Raw genomic sequence first — 18,843 nt, 5'->3', positions numbered from 1 at the left:
AAAATGTTTAAATCTGTTAAATGTTTGATATACGTTGTTGTTGCGTTAAATTTAGGCTCTTGCTCTAATAATAGCAACGCTCCTGTAATAAAATTTTCTGCTGATAGCAGTTCAATTGTAATTAAAAATATTGATGAAGCCAGTTTGTTTCAGGTTAGAAATGCATATCACACTAATCCTGATTCAGTTAATTTTATTTCGGTTTTATTAACACCGAACGAAACAGATAGTTTGCAAAATGAAGAATATATTGCGGGCCATACAAAATTACAGGGCGATTCTGTTCTGTTTGTGCCAGAAGAACCATTTTTAGCGGGAAAAAGTTATCTGGTAGAAAGTTACATCGGCGTTAAATTTGCTGATGGTGGTAAGTTGCTAAAAGGTACAATAAAACACAACCTCGAACCACAACAACAAGTGCTAAAAAGATAATCGAAACTGTAAATTCCTGTATCATAGTTTGATTATTTCTAAATAATTTGTACATTTGCATCGTAATCGAAGAAAAGAGAAGGGGACAATGTCCCCTTTTTCTATGAAATTCAGGTTAAAATATGCAGGTAGAAAAGAGAGTTATAGCACTCGTTGAAGAAAAAATTGCTGATCGGCCAGAACTTTTTTTGGTTGAAGTGAGAATGTTGCCAAACAACAAGCTAATTATTCATGTTGATGGTGATGAAGGCATAAGCATACAGGATTGTGTGGCAATAAGCAGGCATGTTGGTTTTCATTTAGAAGAAGAAAATGCAATTGAGCAAGCTTATAATTTAGAAGTTTCTTCTCCAGGTGTTGGCGAGCCATTAAAGCTAATCCGCCAGTACAATAAAAATATTGGCCGTACAGTAAGCATTAAATTCGCAGGCGGACAAAAAAAGGAAGGTAAACTTTTAGAGGTTACAGAAAACAATATTCTGATTGAAGAATCAGTTAAAGAAAAAGGTAAAAAGGCGGTTACAGTAGAAACATCTGTACCGTTTAATGATATAATAGAAACAAGTGTGTTAATTTCATTTAAGTAAAAATGAGTACTACAACAATTAATTTAATTGACTCTTTCCAGGAGTTTAAAGATTTCAAAAATATAGATCGCCCTACGGTGATTAGTGTGTTGGAAGAAGTTTTTCGTAGCATGTTGCGTAAAAAATACGGAACCGACGAGAACTGTGATGTTATCGTGAATCCGGATAACGGGGATTTGGAAATCTGGAGAACGAGAAAAGTAATGGAAGATGGGTTTTCTGAAGATGATGATTTGGAAATTGAACTTGCTGAAGTTTCTAAATTAGATAGTACTTTAGAAGTTGGTGACGATTATATTGAACAAATTACTTTAGAAAGTTTCGGTCGCAGAGCGATTTTAGCTGCCCGCCAAACTTTGGTTTCTAAAGTATTGGAATTAGAAAAAGACGAAATTTTCAAAAAATATAAAGACCGTGTAGGCGAAATTATAACAGGTGAAGTTTACCAGGTTTGGAAAAAAGAAACTTTGGTTTTGGATGATGAAGGTAATGAACTTTTAATGCCTAAAACAGAGCAAATTCCTGCTGATTATTTCAAAAAAGGAGATTCTGTGAGAGCAGTAATTTCTAAAGTGGAAATGATTAATGCAAATCCTAAAATTATTATTTCGAGAACTGCACCCGAATTCTTACAACGTTTGTTTGAACAAGAAGTTCCTGAAATTTTCGACGGATTAATTACCATTAAGAAAATCGTTCGCGAACCAGGAGAACGTGCTAAAGTTGCAGTAGAATCTTACGACGATCGTATTGATCCGGTAGGTGCTTGCGTTGGTATGAAAGGTTCTCGTATTCATGGTATCGTTCGCGAATTGAAAAACGAAAATATTGACGTGATTAATTTCACAAATAACATTTCATTATATATTACCCGTGCTTTAAGCCCAGCAAAAATTACCTCTATTAAATTAGATGATGAAACTAAACATGCATCGGTTTACTTAAAACCTGATCAGGTTTCATTGGCAATTGGCCGTGGCGGACACAACATTAAACTAGCTGGTAAGTTAACTGGTTACGAAATTGATGTTTACCGTGAAGCTGGTGAAGAAACAGATGAAGACGTTGATTTAGAAGAATTCTCAGATGAGATTGATAGCTGGATTATCGACGAATTAAAGGCTATCGGATGCGATACTGCTAAGAGTGTTTTGGCACTTACAGTAGAAGATTTAGTAAAACGTACCGACCTTGAAGAAGAAACCATTAAAGAAGTGGTTCAAATTTTGAAGTCAGAATTTGAATAAGTGGTGTAATTGCCAAATAAACACTACTTTTGTATTAAAATAAAAAAATAACAGGAGCTAAATGTCAGACGACAAACCAATCATTTTAATTAAAGCTATTAAAGAACTTAATATAGGCATGGGTACGGCCGTAGAGTTTTTAAACAAAAAAGGGTTCTCAGCCGAGAAAAGCCCTATGTTTAAACTTTCGGGCGATATGTATGATGCCTTATTAAAAGAGTATCAGGGAGATAAGATCGTAAGAGAAGAAGCCAAACAAATAGTGATTGGTAAGATACGTCGTGACGAGCCTGAGACTGAAAAGCCAGCTGAAGCACCGAAAAAGAATGCCGATTTTGAGAAAAACGAAGAGATTTTAATAAAAAATACTCAAACGTTTACACCTCCGGTAGAAAAACCTAAAGTTGAAACCCCAAAAGCAGAAACACCTGCTGTTGTAGAACCTGCAAAGGAAACTAAAACAGAAGCTAAACCTGTTGAGGATGGAAACTTACCTGGTGTTAAGGTTGTTGGTAAGATCGATTTAAATGATCTTAATTCTAAAACAAGACCAGTTAAAAAGGAAGAAACTCCTGTAGCTGCGCCGAAAGTTGAAGAAGCACCAAAACCAGTTGTAGAACAACCGAAAGCAGAGGTTAAACCTGTTGAAGTTAAAAAGGAGGAAGCTCCTGTATCTACGCCGAAAGTTGAGGAAGCACCAAAACCAGTTGTAGAACAACCGAAAGTAGAGGTTAAGCCTGTTGAGGTTAAACCAACGGAAGTTAAGCCAGCAGAAGTTAAACCTGCACCTCCAGTTAGTAATGAGCCAGAAGTTATTAAAGCTCGTACCGTTAAATTAACAGGTCCTAATATTATTGGTAAAATTGTTTTACCAACAACTCCTGATAGAAGAAACGGTCCGGTTGCATCATCTAGCGATAGCGAAGCTGCAAAACGCAAGCGTAAACGTAAAAAAACTCCTGGAGCTCCAGGCCAACCAGGTCAACATGGTGGCCAAGGTCAGCAAGGTCAAAATCCTGCTGGTCAAGGTCAAGGTGGTGCACCAGGTCAACCTCGTCAACCGTATCAAGGTAACAGACCAGGCGGTGGAACTCCATATCAAGGTAACAGACCTGCCGGACAAGGCGGAACTCCTTATCAAGGAAATAGAAATAATAACAGACCAGGTTTCCAAAATAGAAATGCTACACCAAGCGGACCTAAAGAAGAGCCTACTGAGAAAGAAATTCAAGATCAAATCAAGGCAACGCTTGCTCGTTTAAGTGGTGCAGGTAAATCTGGTAAATTTGCTCAACGTGCTAAGTTACGTCGTCAGAAACGTGATGATGTTGCATTTAACGCAGAAGAAGCAGCAAATGAACTTGAATCTCAATCGAAAATATTAAAAGTAACAGAATTTGTTACGGCTAATGAATTAGCGAGCATGATGGATGTACAGGTTACCAAAATTATTGGTACATGTATGAGTCTTGGTATGTTCGTATCGATTAACCAGCGTTTAGATGCTGAAACCTTAACTATTGTTGCTGATGAGTTTGGCTACGAAATTCAATTCGTTAAACCAGATGAAGATGAAGAAAACGTAATTGAGGAAGAAGATAACGAGGCAGACTTAATCGAAAGAGCCCCGGTTGTTACGATTATGGGTCACGTCGATCACGGTAAAACTTCATTGCTGGATTATATCCGTAAAGCAAATGTAGTTGCTGGTGAGGCAGGTGGTATTACACAGCACATCGGTGCTTATATGGTAACTACACCAACTGGTAAAAAAGTAACATTCTTAGATACGCCTGGTCACGAAGCATTTACAGCGATGCGTGCCCGTGGTGCTAAGGTTGCCGATATTGCAATCATTGTAATTGCGGCAGATGATGCAGTGATGCCTCAAACAAAAGAGGCTATCAACCACGCACAAGCGGCAGGTGTTCCATTGGTATTTGCTTTCACGAAAGTAGATAAACCAGGTGCAAACTCTGATAAAGTGCGTGAGCAGTTATCAGTAATGAATATCTTGGTTGAAGATTGGGGCGGTAAATTCCAGTCTCAGGAAATATCAAGTAAAACCGGACTAAATGTTGATTTACTTTTAGATAAGGTATTATTAGAAGCTGAGTTATTAGAGCTTAAAGCTAATCCAAATAAAAGAGCTACAGGTTCAGTAATCGAATCTGCATTAGATAAAGGACGTGGTATTGTAACTACTGTATTGGTTCAGGCTGGTACATTAAGAGTTGGAGATCCAATTTTAGCTGGTAGTTATAGCGGACGTGTTAAAGCGTTAACCAACGAACGTGGTATGAAGGTTGATTCTGCAGGCCCATCGCAACCCGTACAGGTTTTGGGTATGCAAGGTGCACCAACAGCAGGTGATCGATTCAATGCATTAGAGAGCGAAACTGAAGCTCGTGATATTGCAAACAAACGTATGCAGTTACAACGCGAACAAGGTTTACGTACGCAGAAACACATTACATTGGATGAGATTGGTCGTCGTTTGGCTATCGGTAACTTTAAAGAACTTAATATCATTGTTAAAGGTGATGTGGATGGTTCGATAGAAGCATTAGCCGATTCATTATTGAAACTTTCGACTGAGCAGATTCAAATTAACATCATTAGTAAAGGTGTTGGTCAGATTTCAGAATCTGATGTATTGTTAGCTTCGGCTTCAGATGCGATTATTATTGGTTTCCAGGTTCGTCCATCAACAGGTGCACGTAAACTAGCAGAAGCTGAGCAAATCGATATCCGTTTATATTCTATCATTTACGACGCAATCAACGAGATTAAATCGGCAATGGAAGGTATGTTGGATCCAGAATTTGAAGAGAAAATTGTGGCTAACGTAGAGATTCGTGAAACGTTCAAAATCACTAAAGTGGGTACCATTGCAGGTTGTATGGTATTAGATGGTAAAATTACACGTAACAGCAAAATCCGTATCGTTAGAGATGGTGTTGTAGTTTATACAGGTGAATTAGCATCGTTAAAACGCTTTAAAGATGATGTTAAAGAAGTATTAAAAGGCTATGAATGTGGTCTGAATATTCAAAACTTTAACAACATTGAGGTTGGCGATATCGTAGAAGCTTACGAACAAGTAGAAGTAGCTAGAAAATTATAATATTTAGTTATAAATAATAAAGGTCCTGATGAAAATTTCGTCAGGACCTTTTTTGTTACCTATATATTTGGCTACAATAAGTTTCTATACACATCAATTGTTTTATTTGCACATTTTTCCATTGTGAAATTTAATATTTGCTGAGATCCTTTTTTTATCAAATCATCTTTCAATGCTTTATCATCAACTAAGTGTTCAATCTTTGCTAAGATGTCTTCTGGGTGGAATGGATTGAAGTATAAGCTTGCATCTCCGGCAATTTCTCTAAAGCAGGCTATGTCGCTCATAATAATAGGCGCCTTTTGTTTAAAAGCCTCTAAAATAGGTAAGCCAAAGCCTTCATAAATTGACGGGAAGATGAATGCAGAAGTATTTTGGTACAAAAGGTCTAACTCACGTTCTGTAGCTGTTATTTGAGTTACCCGATCCATAATCTTTAATTTTAAGAGATGCTCGATTTCAGCATGCTGGAAAGGCCCTCCGCCTGCACAAATGAGCTTAAAGTCTTTTCTTTTTTGTAAGAATGCAGCAGCAGCGATAGCAAAGCGATAAAAATTCTTGTAAAAAGATCGATCTCCAACGAAAAGTAAATAATTTCCTTTGCTGATATCGGTTTCGGCACCTGTTTCACCGCTTTCCTGAGATGGAGTAAACCCATGGTGAATTACTGTAATTTTTTCATCAGGAATCTGGAAGATATTTTGAAGGTCTCTTTTTGTATTTTCAGAAATGGCAATAATATGGCTTGCTTTTTCGATACACTGCCTCTTTTCAAAAGATGACTTATCATCATTAGGAAAATATTCTGGCATAATTTCATGAATCATATCATGAACGGTTAATACAAAAGGTTTTTTTAGCCGCTCCAAAAAATAAGTGTGATAATAAGTAGGATGAAAAATATCAAAGTCATTTTTATCAATTACTCTTTTAGAATAGGCTCTGTTCCAGAGATATCCTCTTACTCTTTCCTTAAAAATAAGTTTTCCAACAGGATTATTGCTTAACAAGCCATTAAAATCTTTTAAATAGTAATTATTGGAATAAAGTGCGGAAATTTTAGCTTGAATATCATCTTGTTTTTGTATTGTATGATAAACATTTGCAAAATAACGCGAAATTCCTCCATAGCGTTGTAGAGAGAACGTTTGGTGGTCAAATAAAACTTTGATCATCTTTTATAACTTAGGGACAATCTAAAATATAAAAAAAAAAGTCTTTTTTGTGCTAAACTTTAATAAATCAGCTGATTAAAAAAAAATCATCTTCATGAATTCTAAATCATTACAGAATATTATCCTATTTAATTTCAAGTATTAATGTTCTTGCGCTTATAAAAATAAACTATTAAGAATTAATTATGATTTCGCTTAAAATGAATAAGGTTGGAAAATCATATGGAATTTTTGGCTTAAGAAGCGACTTTAATAATGTAATATTTTACGTACTTAAATGTTAAAAAAATAATTAATTTAAAACTGAAGCTCTTTTTTTGCAGATATTCGCCTTTCACAAATTATGCAGCAAACAGAACAAAGTCTTGTAGACCCAACACCTAAAAAAAACTTCGATTTTATTGATTCAATAAGATGCATTTCTATGATGTGTATTGTTTTTGAGCATAGTGCACATGTTGGGGTTTATATTTTTAAAGGGTTAACATTAAATAATCTTTTTTACATGAGTTTAATCCAGTTAGCCAAACCTGGAACCATTGCTTTCTTTTTGTTGGCTGGATTCTTAATTGGTAGCAAATTTAAAGATTATACTCCAACAGCGTATTTTAAGAGAAGACTATCAAACACGTTTATTCCCTGGGCAATTTGGTCTTTATTTTTCGTTTTAACGATGTCCTGGAAAATGTGGATCATTAATCATAAAGAACCCGATTTTAAAGTCTTAGACATTATACTTAAATCATTTGAAGATGTTTACTTATTCTCAAGCTATTGGTTTATTATTAATTTTTTAATTTGTATCGGTACACTATTAATCTTTAGAAAATATCTTTATTCTATTTGGTTGGGGATTGTGCTGTTAATTTTTACGCTAATATATAGTGTAAATATATACTACGAATGGTTTCCTCCTATGCACACTTATGCAATGTTTGGTTTTGTGTTTTTTTTATGGCTCGGCGCACAAATGAATAGACATTGGGAAAAAGTGCAGGAATTTATTAGTAAGATATCGTATTGGCTATTGTCTATTTTATTCATCGTAACCTTAGCTCTATCTATTTTTGAGGTTACTGTATTGTATAAAATGGAAAGTACTGATCCTTATAATACTTTACGGTTAACGAATATTGTATATTCTTTAGTTGCCTTTGTTATCCTGTTAAAAATAAGAAATTTCAATTTTACAAAATACTTCAAATCTAGAGAAACAACTTTTGGAATTTATTTAATTCATTACATATTAGTTTTCAATTTACTTGCCGAAATCCTACACCCATTTCACTTTCCTCCACTCAAAGATCTTTCAATGGTGGGAATATTGGCGCTATCGCTCTTTAGATTTATTATTATATATTCGCTAACATTTGCAATTGTAACCGCTATAGGTAAATCTAAATTAAAATGGATTATTGGCAGATAAAAAAATATGGGATTAAGAACTATGTTAGGTTTAAAGAAAAAAAAACCTACTGAAAAAAAAATTAATATAGGTAGTTATACTTTAGTAGCAAATTATCAGCATGAACTTGATGAGTATTTAGAACGGTATCAATATTATTCTAAAAATTTTCCAAGAATTGCAATGTATATCGAGGAGAAATACAACGAGTATGTAATTGTTGATGTCGGCGCTAACATAGGCGACACATTGGCACTTTTACGAAGTGATAATATCGATCAGCATATTCATTTAATTGAGGGCGACCCTATTTATGTTGGTCTTCTCGAAAGGAATTTGCACCAATTTTCGAATGCAACCTTACACAAAACTTTCTTAGGAGAAGAAACAAGCCAAATACAAATAACGATAGACAGCACACGCGGAACTGCAAATATCAACGTAGGCACAGGTGTAACTACTGATGTTATTACGCTCGACGATCTGGTAAAAAAAAATAGTATTAAAAATATTAAACTCCTTAAAACGGATACCGATGGCTTTGATTTTAAAATACTAAGAGGTTCATTTGATGTATTAAAAAGAGATAAACCAGTCATATTTTTCGAATACGATAATGTTTTCCTTTCACAACAGAATGATGATGGCTTGAGTATTTTTAAGGATTTTCTAAATTTAGGCTATAAGAAGGCTATCTACTACGATAATTTTGGCAAGTTTTTGCTTTCTACTGATATCGATAATTCGGAATTGCTTGCCCAGCTTTATTCTTATATAAATAAAAAAGAAGGCTGTACAATCTTTTATTATGATGTTTGCTTATTTCATGAAGAAGATGAAGAATTGGCTAATGAAATAATTTCAAAAGAAATTAAATTTTACGCTTAGCGGTTTTAATCTATTTCAAACTCTTGTAAACATCAATCGTTTTAGTAATACATTTTGCCATTGAGAACTTTAAAAGTTGCTTAGAACCTTTTAAAATTAATTCATTTCGTAATGTCGTATTACTGATGATGAGTTCCATCTTTTCAGCAATGTCGAATGAATTTGAAGGATCAAAGTATGCGCAGGCATCTTCGGCAATCTCTCTAAAGCAAGCAGTATCACTGGCAATTATTGGGCAGTTATTTTTAAATGCTTCAAGAATTGGTAAGCCAAAGCCTTCATATAATGATGGGAACACAAAAGCGATTGCATTTTTATAAAGCAAGTTTAGTTCTTGTTCTGATGCTGTAATCTGAATTACTTTGTCCGTCAGGTTTAAACGATTTAATAATTCTTGTTCTGCGTTTTGTAGCGGACCACCGCCTGCGCATATTAATTTAATATCTTTCTCTTTTGAGCATATTAAGGATAATGCAAAGGCAAATTTTGAGAAATTTTTGTACGCCGTTCTTTCTCCAACAAAAAGCATATACCTGCCGTTGTTGGTTTCTCCCCGTTGAATAACTTCATCGTTATTCTCCATATAGCCATGATGTATTACCGAAATTCGATCGTGAGGAACATTAAGAACTTCGATTAAATCTTTTTTAGTGGTGTGAGATATGGCAATAATATGAGCAGCATTTTGAATGCATAAACGCTTATGTGTCGGTAAAATATCACCACTACTAAAGTATTCGGGCATAATTTCATGTATCATATCATGAACGGTTACAACATATGGCTTTTTCAGTTTTTTTAAAAAATAAGGATGATAATAGGTTGGATGAAGAATATCAAAATCATTTTTACTTATTCTGTATTTAGAATACTGCTTGTTCCATTTATAACCTCGCTTCTCTTCCGAAAAGATCCATTTACCCAAACTATTACTTAGTAAGCCATCATAATCCCTAATGTAATAATTGTTACTGTTTAAAATAGAAATGTCTGCTTCTACACCAAAGCCATTTTGCATAGCATTATAAACATTTGCAAAATATCGCGAAATACCACCGTAACGTTGTAGCGAAAATGTTTGATGATCGAAAAGTACCTTTGGCATAACAAGTAGGTTTATCGGATTTGTAAAAAGGTTAGTTCTTCAATTTCCACCAAAGGTATTTAACAAAGGTTTTCAGTCCTAAATTTTGTCTTACTAAAGCGGTTTTTTCTCTATTAAACTTAACATCAATCGTGTTTGCAGAGTAACCACCAGAAGCGTGCTCCGCAATATCTAAATCATGATATCTAAATTTAAGATGCGGATCACCAAAGCATAAAATATTTAAGTGATAATCTGCATTTACTTTATAATCTATATAGTACTCATACTTATTAAAAACGTATGCAGGGTAAAAAATGGCTTGATGGCAAATATTATATCGAGCTATATTTTTTTTGCTGGTTGCGCTTATAATTCGCTTATTATTTTGGGTAACATTGCCGTAATAAATTGTAGCATTATCCTTTAAATAATTTAGGAATTTGGAGAAATCTGGTAGTATGGAATCATCTACACCAATAAAATAAAGCCATTTCCCTTTAGCTACCTTTGCGGCCTTATTCATGGCATCGTAAATTCCTTTATCGGGCTCGCACAATAAAAAGTTAATCATTTCCTTGTTGCTTTCGAGTATTTTAAAGGTATTATCTGTGCTGCATCCATCTATAATCACTAACTCAACCGATGGCGATTTATACTGAGCAACATTTTTTAAGAACTGCCCGATATATTTTTCTGCATTGTAGGTTACACAAATTATAGATACTAAAGGAGCTATCGATTTATCTTCTGCCATATCGAACTAACCTTTTATAAAAACTTTATTAATGTCTTCTATAAACTTATTCTCTTCATTAAAAAGAACTGCTCTGTAATTGGCAAAGTTCTTAATCTCCTCATCGTAATTATTTAAACAGCTATAAATGGTTTCAATAATCTGATCAATGTTTTCTTCTTTTTTTTCAAAACGATATTTTTCAAGGATTGGCATATCCTCTGCATATTTAGCGGAGCCATCTTTTCCAATGATCATGCAACAATTCATAATACACGATTCTCTAGGCATTCGCTCTTTACCAGGATGGTAGCCAAAATCAATATACAGTTTTGCTTTATTCATCCATTCAGCAACTTCTGTTGGTGTTAAGTCGATAAGTGGTACCCAATTTAAAGCTGGGCACAACTTCATAATGCTATCCAAAAACTGATCGTTCTTTTTGGGATTATAGATTATAATATCCTCTTTTTTTATATCAGGATTAAACAGATCGAAGAATGCATGATTCATATAATCTGAAATTTGTCCCATTGGTGTAATCCCTTGTTCCTGTAGATGTACTTTTGAAAAATATGAATGTGCAATGTTAGCAATATTAAGCGCTTTAATATTTTCGAATGTTGCAAATTGAACAGGTTTATATAGTTTTCTTAACCAATAAGATAACTTTCGCTTGGTTCTGCGAATTTTAGGGTTGATTCGAAGATAGTAATTGGTAACACTTAGCCACCAAATCGCCAGTCTTATTTCTGAAAACTTATCTTCAAACAAAGGGTCTAATGAAGTTTCAGGCAAAATTAAAATATGACTAGCATTATTCTCCACCTTCCTAACATAAGGTATGTTATATTTTACGTAAAACGGATGTACTGGATTATTTGAATGATCTTGTGGCTCGTAATACATTACTGCTTTAAACCCCAACTTATTTAGGTGATAAGCCATTTGATGCAAAGCTTCAGGACCACCAGTTGCAAAATTTGGTGCGCAAAGAAAGTATATAATCGTATTTGGATAAACGGTTAACATAGCTTAATCTGATTTTTTTAGGTGGTACGATTTCTTAGTTTTGAAAAACTTATAATATTGCTTTACAAAGAATTTAATAAATTGGGTATCATAGATTATTGCAGTAAACCAATTTCCAGATATATAAAATCTTGTTATTGTTGTACACATAAACCTGCTTCTAAGCGCATAGTTATATTTTTTAATAAGTGCCTTTTTTAATGAATAGAATGATTTATCGGCGTTACCATCGCTTTTATGCATTAAGTTGAACTCAATTATGTAAGCATTATAACCTAAAATATCTGCAATAATGCATAAGTCGGTACCGTAAAGATGAAAGCCCGACAAATCGCTAGATAAAGCTAAATTAGCACTGCTCTTTACAATAATGAAATTTTCATCAACAGTTTTTGTACGTAATGGCAAAAACTTTTCTTTAATAACATTACCATTTCCTTGTGTAAGATTTGTGCCAATCCATTTTAAATTAATACCTCCTGCATTAGCTAAAATTGCCCAGTTTTTATCTCGTTCTTCGATTTCTTGGATACGTTTCTCCAGATGCGTTCTATCATGGTCATGAACCAGTACATCTTGATGGCATAGAATGATATACTTGCCTTTCGCTTGTTGCAAAAAAATATTTAAACCTTGATATGCATCAAAGGTGCAGCTAGTTGAGTTATCGATAAATAAATACTCACAGTCGGTTGTACTAAATCCTTTATCAACAAAAGATTGTAGCATCTCATTATATTCTTCTTTACGGGTAACAAGGGTGCATATCGAAAATTCGAAATCATATTCTGATGCTTTAACGGAACTAGCGATATTTAAAATACTGTTCATATTAATCGTTAAAAGCTTGCATATCTATTAAACGTTTATACAAGCCGTTTTGCGACATTAATTCCTGATGACTACCAGTTTCTAACACTTCGCCCTTGTCAATAACAACAATTTTGTCGGCATGTTGAATGGTACTTAGCCGGTGTGCAATAACTATCGATGTTCTGTTTTTCATCAGGTTGTTTAAAGCATCCTGAACCAGTTTTTCAGATTCGGTATCTAAAGCAGAAGTTGCTTCATCTAAAAGCATGATTGGCGGGTTCGCTAAAACAGCTCTTGCGATACAAACTCTTTGTCTTTGTCCGCCAGAAAGTCTGTTTCCTCGGTCGCCAACAAAGGTTTGATAACCATCTTCCGTATTTTGAATAAACTCGTGAGCGTTGGCAATTTTAGCTGCCGCGATAACTTCTGCTTCCGATGCATCGGGTTTTGCAAAAGCAATATTGTTAAATATGGTATCGTTAAAAAGAAATGACTCCTGATTTACAGTACCCATTTGGCTGCGAATACTTTCGACTGTTAAATCTTTATAATCGTATCCATCAATTTTAATTGTTCCTGATTTTGGATCATGAAAGCGGGGAATCAAATCCATTAGGGTACTTTTACCACCACCAGATGGGCCCACCAAAGCAACGGTTTGCCCTTTCTGAATATTCAGGTTAATGTTTTTAAGCACTTGCTTTTCTCCATAACTAAAAACAACATTTTCAAAAACAAGTGCATTACTAAACTCACTTAAGTTTTCTGCATTTTCTTTATTTATAAGTTCTGGTTTGGTATCTATCAGCTCCAAAACACGTTCGCCTGCAGAAATGCCTGAATGTATACCGCTGAATGAATCTGTTAAAGCTTTTATAGGTTGCATAACCTGACTAAAAGTAGCTAGATATACTACAAAAGCACCTCCTTTAAGGTCTCCTTGTCCAGTTAAAATCATAGTGCCACCATATAAAAGGATAAAAACAACGACCAAAACACCCAAAGTTTGAGAAACAGGTGACGCAAGCTGTTGTCTTCTTGCCATCTTTCTGTTTAAAAAGGAGTAGAATTTGTTTTCTTCGCCGAACTTATTTTTAACACGTTCTGCAGCATTAAATGCTTTAATGATTTTAATACCACTTAAAGATTCATCTAAAAAGCCAATCATTTTTGCAAAAGATTCATGCGATTGGGTAGCTTGCTGTTTTAATCTTTTAACAATTTTACTGATTATAAAACCAGAAACAGGGATAACCAGTAATGAAAATAAAGTTAATTTAACAGAAATAGATAATAGGACGGCTACAAAAAATATTAATTGTAATGGTTCTTTGAAAACCACTTGCAAGGTATTGGTTACTGTAAATTGTACCACTTGAACGTCAGAGGCTACTTTTGAAATAATATCACCTTTGCGCTCGTTGTTGAAGTAGCCAACGTGTAGGTTCATTACATTATCAAATACCTTTTTGCGCATATTAAGTAAGGTGTGAACCCTTAAATCCTCCATATAACGCTGAGAAAAATAACGGAAGAAATTAGCGAGAAACACGGTAACAACAATTACTGCGCAAATTATTTGAAGTGCGTAAACATCGCCATGTTGTGTACTTATTTTATCAATATAAGCTTGAAAAAGTTCTCTTGGGTCTAAAAGCGATTTCTCTCCTGAAGAAGGCAAAGGTTTAGAAAGGCTATCTTTTAAAAACAAAGCCTGCATTAATGGCCCTAATAAAGTAAAAAGGAAGGTATTAAAAACAATAGCGAAAAGCGTTGCAATAACATAAGGTATGGCGAACTTTTCTATTGGCTTGGCAAAGGATAATAAACGAAAATAGGTCTTCATTTTATATAAAATGGAATATGTATAATGGATGACGGGTTAAAAACATCTCCAAAAAATTTAATTAAAACTTGGCAAATGTACGGTTTTCAAACAGACCTTTATGTCTTGAGGCTTTGAGCCTTATAAAATTACAATCGTTTTATGTTTTTCTGAGCAACAGATTGATTTATGATTTCCATTACATCAGATATACCTATGGAGGAATTATACTTTTGCTTTAAGGTTTCAAGTTTTTGGCGGCTACTGCTAATTGCCGCAAATGAAGCTATATATTGTTTACATGCATCCAAAATCCAAAATTTACCAGTTAAAAGTTTAGGAATAATTTCAGCAAACAATAAATGTAAAGGAAGTAAGTTTAAACGTGCGCCATTAAGCTGGATGCGTTGCAAAAAAAACCGGTTTCTATAGTATATCTTCTTTATAAAATCTGATTTGATTTGCGTTTTTGTACTCCCGCTGATGTGATGGAAACAGAAAGCCCGATGTTCGTAATAACATTTCCAGCCCAATTGCCAGGCTCTTAAGCTTAAATCAAAATCTTCTGAGGAGAAGGGAGAGAATATTTCATCAAAACCACCAAGCTCTTTTAGCTTTTTTGCATCCACCAGTGCATTGGCGCCAGAAAGATAAGCCGTGTAAACATCTTCATCCTGTGGGTTTTCGCTATAGTAAAACTTGTTGGCTTTAATTCTGCACCCACTATAATAAAGTAAACGAGCAGCATCTTCTATCTTCGTTTCATCAAAACTCATAATTCTGGCCATTACGCCAAAAGTATCTGCTTTGCTAAAATATTTCCATTGATGTTCAAAATAATCTGGGGTAAGTTTTACATCCGAATTTAAAAGCAGAATCAATTCGTATTTAGCTTCGCGGATGCCGTGATTACAGGTATAGGAAAAACCTCTGTTTTTATCGTTATTCAGAAGTTTAACGTTCTTATACTGTTCCTTTAAAAAGTTAATGCTATCATCTTTAGAGCCATCATCGATTACAATAACTTCAAATTCTGTATTTGCCTTTTGTGCCGCCACAAAAACTGATGGCAGGTATTGCTCCAGTAAATGTTTGCCGTTATAATTTGGTATTACGATAGAAACGCTTTTTTGCATTTACTTTACAATTTTGTAATTACGATATTCGAAAAGACGTAAGCCTGTTAAATCTTCAATTTTTTGTAGTAACGTTCTACGGAAATTCATTTTAGGGGTTTGTTTTGTTAAATCCTGTTCAAATTTCCAGTTTGCCGATTCAATTCTCGGTTTCAGAACCTTTGGATGGGTGCCTTTAAAATGAACTAAGCGATCTGCATTATGCATATCAAACGTATTTTGCACTGGATAATTTTGCTCGATCCATTCTTCCGTTTGATAATATTGATTAAAGTTTCGCACTTTGCCTTGTAAGCCTTTTGGAGGTTTTACCCAGCCGTAATGGTAAATGTACGCATCGATTAGTTTAACTTTAAGCTTTCGTTCTTTAATTCTAAAGCCCTGCGCATCTTTATAAGAGTGTACGCCAGGTAAGTTTTTTAAAATTCTAACCTCTCTTCTATACCAACGTCTCGATTCGGCAAGGTAATCGTAAGAAGCATAAAAGTGCTTGTATTTTAACAGCAACGCTTCAATATTATTGTCATCAAGCGCAGCTTCCATTTCTTTTTTGATCAGGGGCAGATAATCTTCGTGAATTGCTTCATCACCCTGAATGTACACCATCCAGTCGGTATCTTTTGGAATTGCAGCTAAGGCTTTATTGGTTTCGTCTGCGAAAACATGACCGCCTTCTTTTAAATCTTCATCCCAAATCGTATCAATTACTTTTATTTTATTAGGATCGATGCTTTTTATAAGCTGGGTGGTTTCATCCGTCGAATTTCCTAAAGCAACAACAAAATCATCGCAAAGCGGCAAAATAGAAAGAATGGCTTCGCGTACCGGGTAATCGTTTGCAATTGCATTTCTGATAAAGGTAAAGCCAGTAACTTTCATTTAAATTTTGTTGTTGATTTAGACCGATATCCGGATTATAATTTTGTTAATTTGTACAAATATAGTTTTATTGATGAATACCCATCTATCTCTTTTAGGCGAAATTAAGCAAGGTAATTATAAGGTTTTAGCCCGGATTTTAACTTTGGTTGAGAACGATATAAAACCTGCTGAGTTGATTTTGAGAGATTTAGATAGCAAAGCAGAAGTTCCTGTTGTAGGCATAACTGGCCCACCGGGTGCAGGGAAAAGCACATTAGTAAATGCAATAACGAATTATTTTACTGCTAAAGATAAGCGGGTTGCAATTTTGGCTATTGATCCAACTTCGCCATTTAACTACGGTTCTTTATTGGGCGATCGGATTAGAATGGCTGCTCAATTTAACAAGCCAAATGTATTTATCCGTTCTCTTGCTACGCGTGGTGCATTAGGTGGAATTTCAGCCAAAACAATTGAAATGGTTGATGTTTTGAAAGCCTCGAATTTTGATTTAATACTTGTAGAAACAGTTGGTGTTGGGCAATCGGAAGTAGAGATTGCTGGCTTGGCTGACAGGACGGTAGTTGTTTTAGTTCCTGAGTCGGGCGATGAAATTCAAAATATTAAATCCGGATTAATGGAGATAGCAGATTGTTTTGTTATTAACAAAGCCGATCGGGATGGAGCAGCAACATTTGCCAATAATCTGAAAAAAATTGTTCATCAAGGCTTAAAGACAATTCCAATACTGAAAACTATCGCCGATAAAAATGAAGGTATAGAAGAATTATGTAAATGGATGATTAAGCCTTTAGATAAAGGATTACATCAAACAAAAGAATTTTTATATGCAGAAAAGGCCTGGAAAATTATTCAGCACTATAAAATGAAAAATATAGATAGAAAAAAGCTTCGCGAAGATATTCGCGAAGCTTTAAAAGAAAGTGATTTTAATATTTATCGCTTTGCAGAACAGTTTATACAATCTGTATAATCATTACCCTTTCCGTATACTTGGTTAACCCTTGATATACTATTTGTTAACCCTTTCCTTACCCTCTGTTAACCCATTAGGTAAAGAAATAGTAAAGAAAGGGTTAACAAAAGGCGAATGGCATAGCCTGAAGGTGTAATCGAAGTGCAACTATCAAATGCTAGTGGAGTGCATCAGTTATACTATCCATTCATAATATCTTCAATCTCTGCAGCTTCCACTGGGATATCAGCCATTAAATCAATATTTCCAGTCGCTGTAATCAGGATATTGTTCTCTAAACGAATACCTAAACCTTCTTCTGGAATATAGATGCCTGGTTCTACCGTTAATATGTTTCCTGCAGCGAATGAAGTATATCGCCCTGCAAAATCATGAACATCAATTCCTAAATGGTGAGAAGTACCGTGCATGAAATATTTTTTATAAGCAGGCCACGCTGGGTTTTGATTTTTAACATCAGCAGTAGATAATAAACCAAGATTAACAAGTTGTTCCGTCATAATTTCGCCAACCTGCTCATGGTATGTATTCCATACGGTTCCTGTTACAAGTAGCTTTGTAGCCTCTTTCATTACATGCAAAACAGCATTGTAAACATCTTTTTGTCTTTGGGTAAATTTTCCGTTAACAGGCACCGAACGACTCATATCTGCGTTATAGTTGGCATATTCTGCACCAAAATCAAACAGAATTACATCGCCAGCTTTACATTCCTGGTTATTATCGATGTAGTGCAAAATGTTTGCATTATGGCCCGATGCAATAATTGGCGTATAGGCGTGTCCAGTTCCACCCTGACGAATAAATTCATGAATAATTTCTGCTTCAATTTCGTATTCCTTAACACCAGGCTTAATAAATTTTAAAACCCTTTCAAAGGCATCACGCGTAATGCCACAAGCCTTTTTTGTTAGTTCGACTTCGATATCAGATTTAACAGCTCTTAAGCCCCTCATGATCGGTGCAGAACGTTCGTAATGATGTAAAGGGTATTTCGAGCGCATTTGCTCGATAAAGCGAATATCACGATAAGGTACGGTATGCGCATACCTATCATTCTCATTTGTATTTAGGTAAATGTTATCAGCATAATTCACAATGCTATGCAGGATATTATCAAAATCTTCCAGCCAAAAAATGCTTTCAATACCAGAGGTAGCCTTTGCTTGTTCTTTGGTGTACTTATATCCTTCCCAAACTTTAATATAATCATTTGTCTGTCTTAAAAACAGGACTTGTCTGTACAAAGGGTTAGGACAATCGGGATAAAGCAGCAATATTGTCTGCTCCTGATCGATTCCTGTTAAATAAAATAAATCTGGATTTTGCTTGAAAACGAAATTCTGATCGCCACTTCTAGGGAATTCATCTTGCGATTGAAATATAGCTAAAGAGTTGTCTTTTAGTTCTTTAATGAAGTTTTTTCTATTTAAAATAAATAGATCCTGATTGATTTTTGGGTATTTCATAACTATTATAAGGTAAAATAGGTGATGGC

The 18,843-nt window shown here is 34.7% G+C and carries 16 protein-coding genes; 7 read left to right on the top strand and 9 right to left on the bottom strand.

Features of this window, described 5'->3' with window-relative positions; translation table 11 throughout:
* Positions 1 to 3: 3 nt before the first annotated feature.
* The 4 genes from ACZZZI_RS08055 to infB all read left to right on the top strand — a co-directional run bounded on the left by ACZZZI_RS08055 (position 4) and on the right by infB (position 5,393).
* Entirely contained in the window at positions 4 to 432 is a 429-nt protein-coding gene (locus tag ACZZZI_RS08055) for a hypothetical protein (protein WP_424057434.1), read from the top strand.
* A 122-nt stretch (positions 433 to 554) separates the two neighbouring features.
* On the top strand, positions 555 to 1,019 hold the full coding sequence (gene rimP, locus ACZZZI_RS08050; protein ID WP_316762760.1) for a ribosome assembly cofactor RimP: 465 nt from the start codon (positions 555 to 557) through the stop codon (positions 1,017 to 1,019).
* A gap of 2 nt (positions 1,020 to 1,021) precedes the next feature.
* A complete protein-coding gene (nusA, locus tag ACZZZI_RS08045) occupies positions 1,022 to 2,266 on the top strand; it encodes a transcription termination factor NusA (protein ID WP_316762759.1) in 1,245 nt (414 codons plus the stop codon).
* 61 nt (positions 2,267 to 2,327) lie between these two features.
* Positions 2,328 to 5,393, top strand: coding sequence for a translation initiation factor IF-2 (infB, locus tag ACZZZI_RS08040; RefSeq protein WP_316762756.1), 3,066 nt, complete (start codon positions 2,328 to 2,330; stop codon positions 5,391 to 5,393).
* A gap of 71 nt (positions 5,394 to 5,464) precedes the next feature.
* Here the strand turns inward: infB and ACZZZI_RS08035 are convergent, their stop codons facing one another.
* Positions 5,465 to 6,568 carry a glycosyltransferase family 4 protein gene (locus ACZZZI_RS08035; protein WP_463489126.1) on the bottom strand — a complete coding sequence of 368 codons (1,104 nt, stop codon included), beginning with the start codon at positions 6,566 to 6,568 and terminating at the stop codon, positions 5,465 to 5,467.
* A gap of 343 nt (positions 6,569 to 6,911) precedes the next feature.
* Here ACZZZI_RS08035 and ACZZZI_RS08030 point away from each other — a divergent pair, with 343 nt between their 5' ends.
* Together ACZZZI_RS08030 and ACZZZI_RS08025 are read left to right on the top strand one after the other, a co-directional pair.
* Positions 6,912 to 7,994 (top strand): acyltransferase family protein, encoded by a 1,083-nt coding sequence (locus tag ACZZZI_RS08030; RefSeq protein ID WP_463489125.1) that lies wholly within the window; start codon positions 6,912 to 6,914, stop codon positions 7,992 to 7,994.
* 6 nt (positions 7,995 to 8,000) lie between these two features.
* Positions 8,001 to 8,861 carry an FkbM family methyltransferase gene (locus ACZZZI_RS08025; RefSeq protein WP_463489124.1) on the top strand — a complete coding sequence of 287 codons (861 nt, stop codon included), beginning with the start codon at positions 8,001 to 8,003 and terminating at the stop codon, positions 8,859 to 8,861.
* A gap of 10 nt (positions 8,862 to 8,871) precedes the next feature.
* On the opposite strand, the gene ACZZZI_RS08020 is transcribed toward ACZZZI_RS08025, so the two are convergent.
* The 7 genes from ACZZZI_RS08020 to ACZZZI_RS07990 form a co-directional block, all read right to left on the bottom strand.
* Complete coding sequence (locus ACZZZI_RS08020) at positions 8,872 to 9,966, bottom strand: glycosyltransferase family 4 protein (RefSeq protein WP_463489123.1); 1,095 nt, start codon at positions 9,964 to 9,966, stop codon at positions 8,872 to 8,874.
* A gap of 31 nt (positions 9,967 to 9,997) precedes the next feature.
* Complete coding sequence (locus tag ACZZZI_RS08015) at positions 9,998 to 10,702, bottom strand: glycosyltransferase (RefSeq protein ID WP_463489122.1); 705 nt, start codon at positions 10,700 to 10,702, stop codon at positions 9,998 to 10,000.
* Between the two features lie 6 nt (positions 10,703 to 10,708).
* The gene (locus ACZZZI_RS08010) at positions 10,709 to 11,713 is read right to left on the bottom strand and encodes a hypothetical protein (protein ID WP_463489121.1); all 1,005 of its coding nucleotides are present in this window, start codon (positions 11,711 to 11,713) and stop codon (positions 10,709 to 10,711) included.
* Positions 11,714 to 11,716: 3 nt separating this feature from the next.
* The gene (locus ACZZZI_RS08005; RefSeq protein ID WP_463489120.1) at positions 11,717 to 12,544 is read right to left on the bottom strand and encodes a hypothetical protein; all 828 of its coding nucleotides are present in this window, start codon (positions 12,542 to 12,544) and stop codon (positions 11,717 to 11,719) included.
* A gap of 1 nt (position 12,545) precedes the next feature.
* Positions 12,546 to 14,372 (bottom strand): ABC transporter ATP-binding protein, encoded by a 1,827-nt coding sequence (locus ACZZZI_RS08000; protein WP_463489119.1) that lies wholly within the window; start codon positions 14,370 to 14,372, stop codon positions 12,546 to 12,548.
* A 128-nt stretch (positions 14,373 to 14,500) separates the two neighbouring features.
* On the bottom strand, positions 14,501 to 15,487 hold the full coding sequence (locus tag ACZZZI_RS07995; RefSeq protein WP_463489118.1) for a glycosyltransferase family 2 protein: 987 nt from the start codon (positions 15,485 to 15,487) through the stop codon (positions 14,501 to 14,503).
* A complete protein-coding gene (locus ACZZZI_RS07990) occupies positions 15,488 to 16,366 on the bottom strand; it encodes a glycosyltransferase family 2 protein (RefSeq protein WP_463489117.1) in 879 nt (292 codons plus the stop codon). It abuts the gene before it with no gap.
* Positions 16,367 to 16,439: 73 nt separating this feature from the next.
* On the opposite strand from ACZZZI_RS07990, the gene meaB reads away from it, so the two are divergent.
* Entirely contained in the window at positions 16,440 to 17,342 is a 903-nt protein-coding gene (gene meaB, locus ACZZZI_RS07985) for a methylmalonyl Co-A mutase-associated GTPase MeaB (RefSeq protein WP_463489116.1), read from the top strand.
* A 182-nt stretch (positions 17,343 to 17,524) separates the two neighbouring features.
* On the opposite strand, the gene ACZZZI_RS07980 is transcribed toward meaB, so the two are convergent.
* On the bottom strand, positions 17,525 to 18,814 hold the full coding sequence (locus tag ACZZZI_RS07980; protein WP_463489115.1) for an aminopeptidase P family protein: 1,290 nt from the start codon (positions 18,812 to 18,814) through the stop codon (positions 17,525 to 17,527).
* Positions 18,815 to 18,843: the final 29 nt, after the last annotated feature.

It is taken from the genome of Pedobacter sp. AC190, from assembly GCF_979258025.1.
Note: the sequence above shows the minus strand (reverse complement) of the source record. Positions and strands in the feature narration are given on the sequence as shown.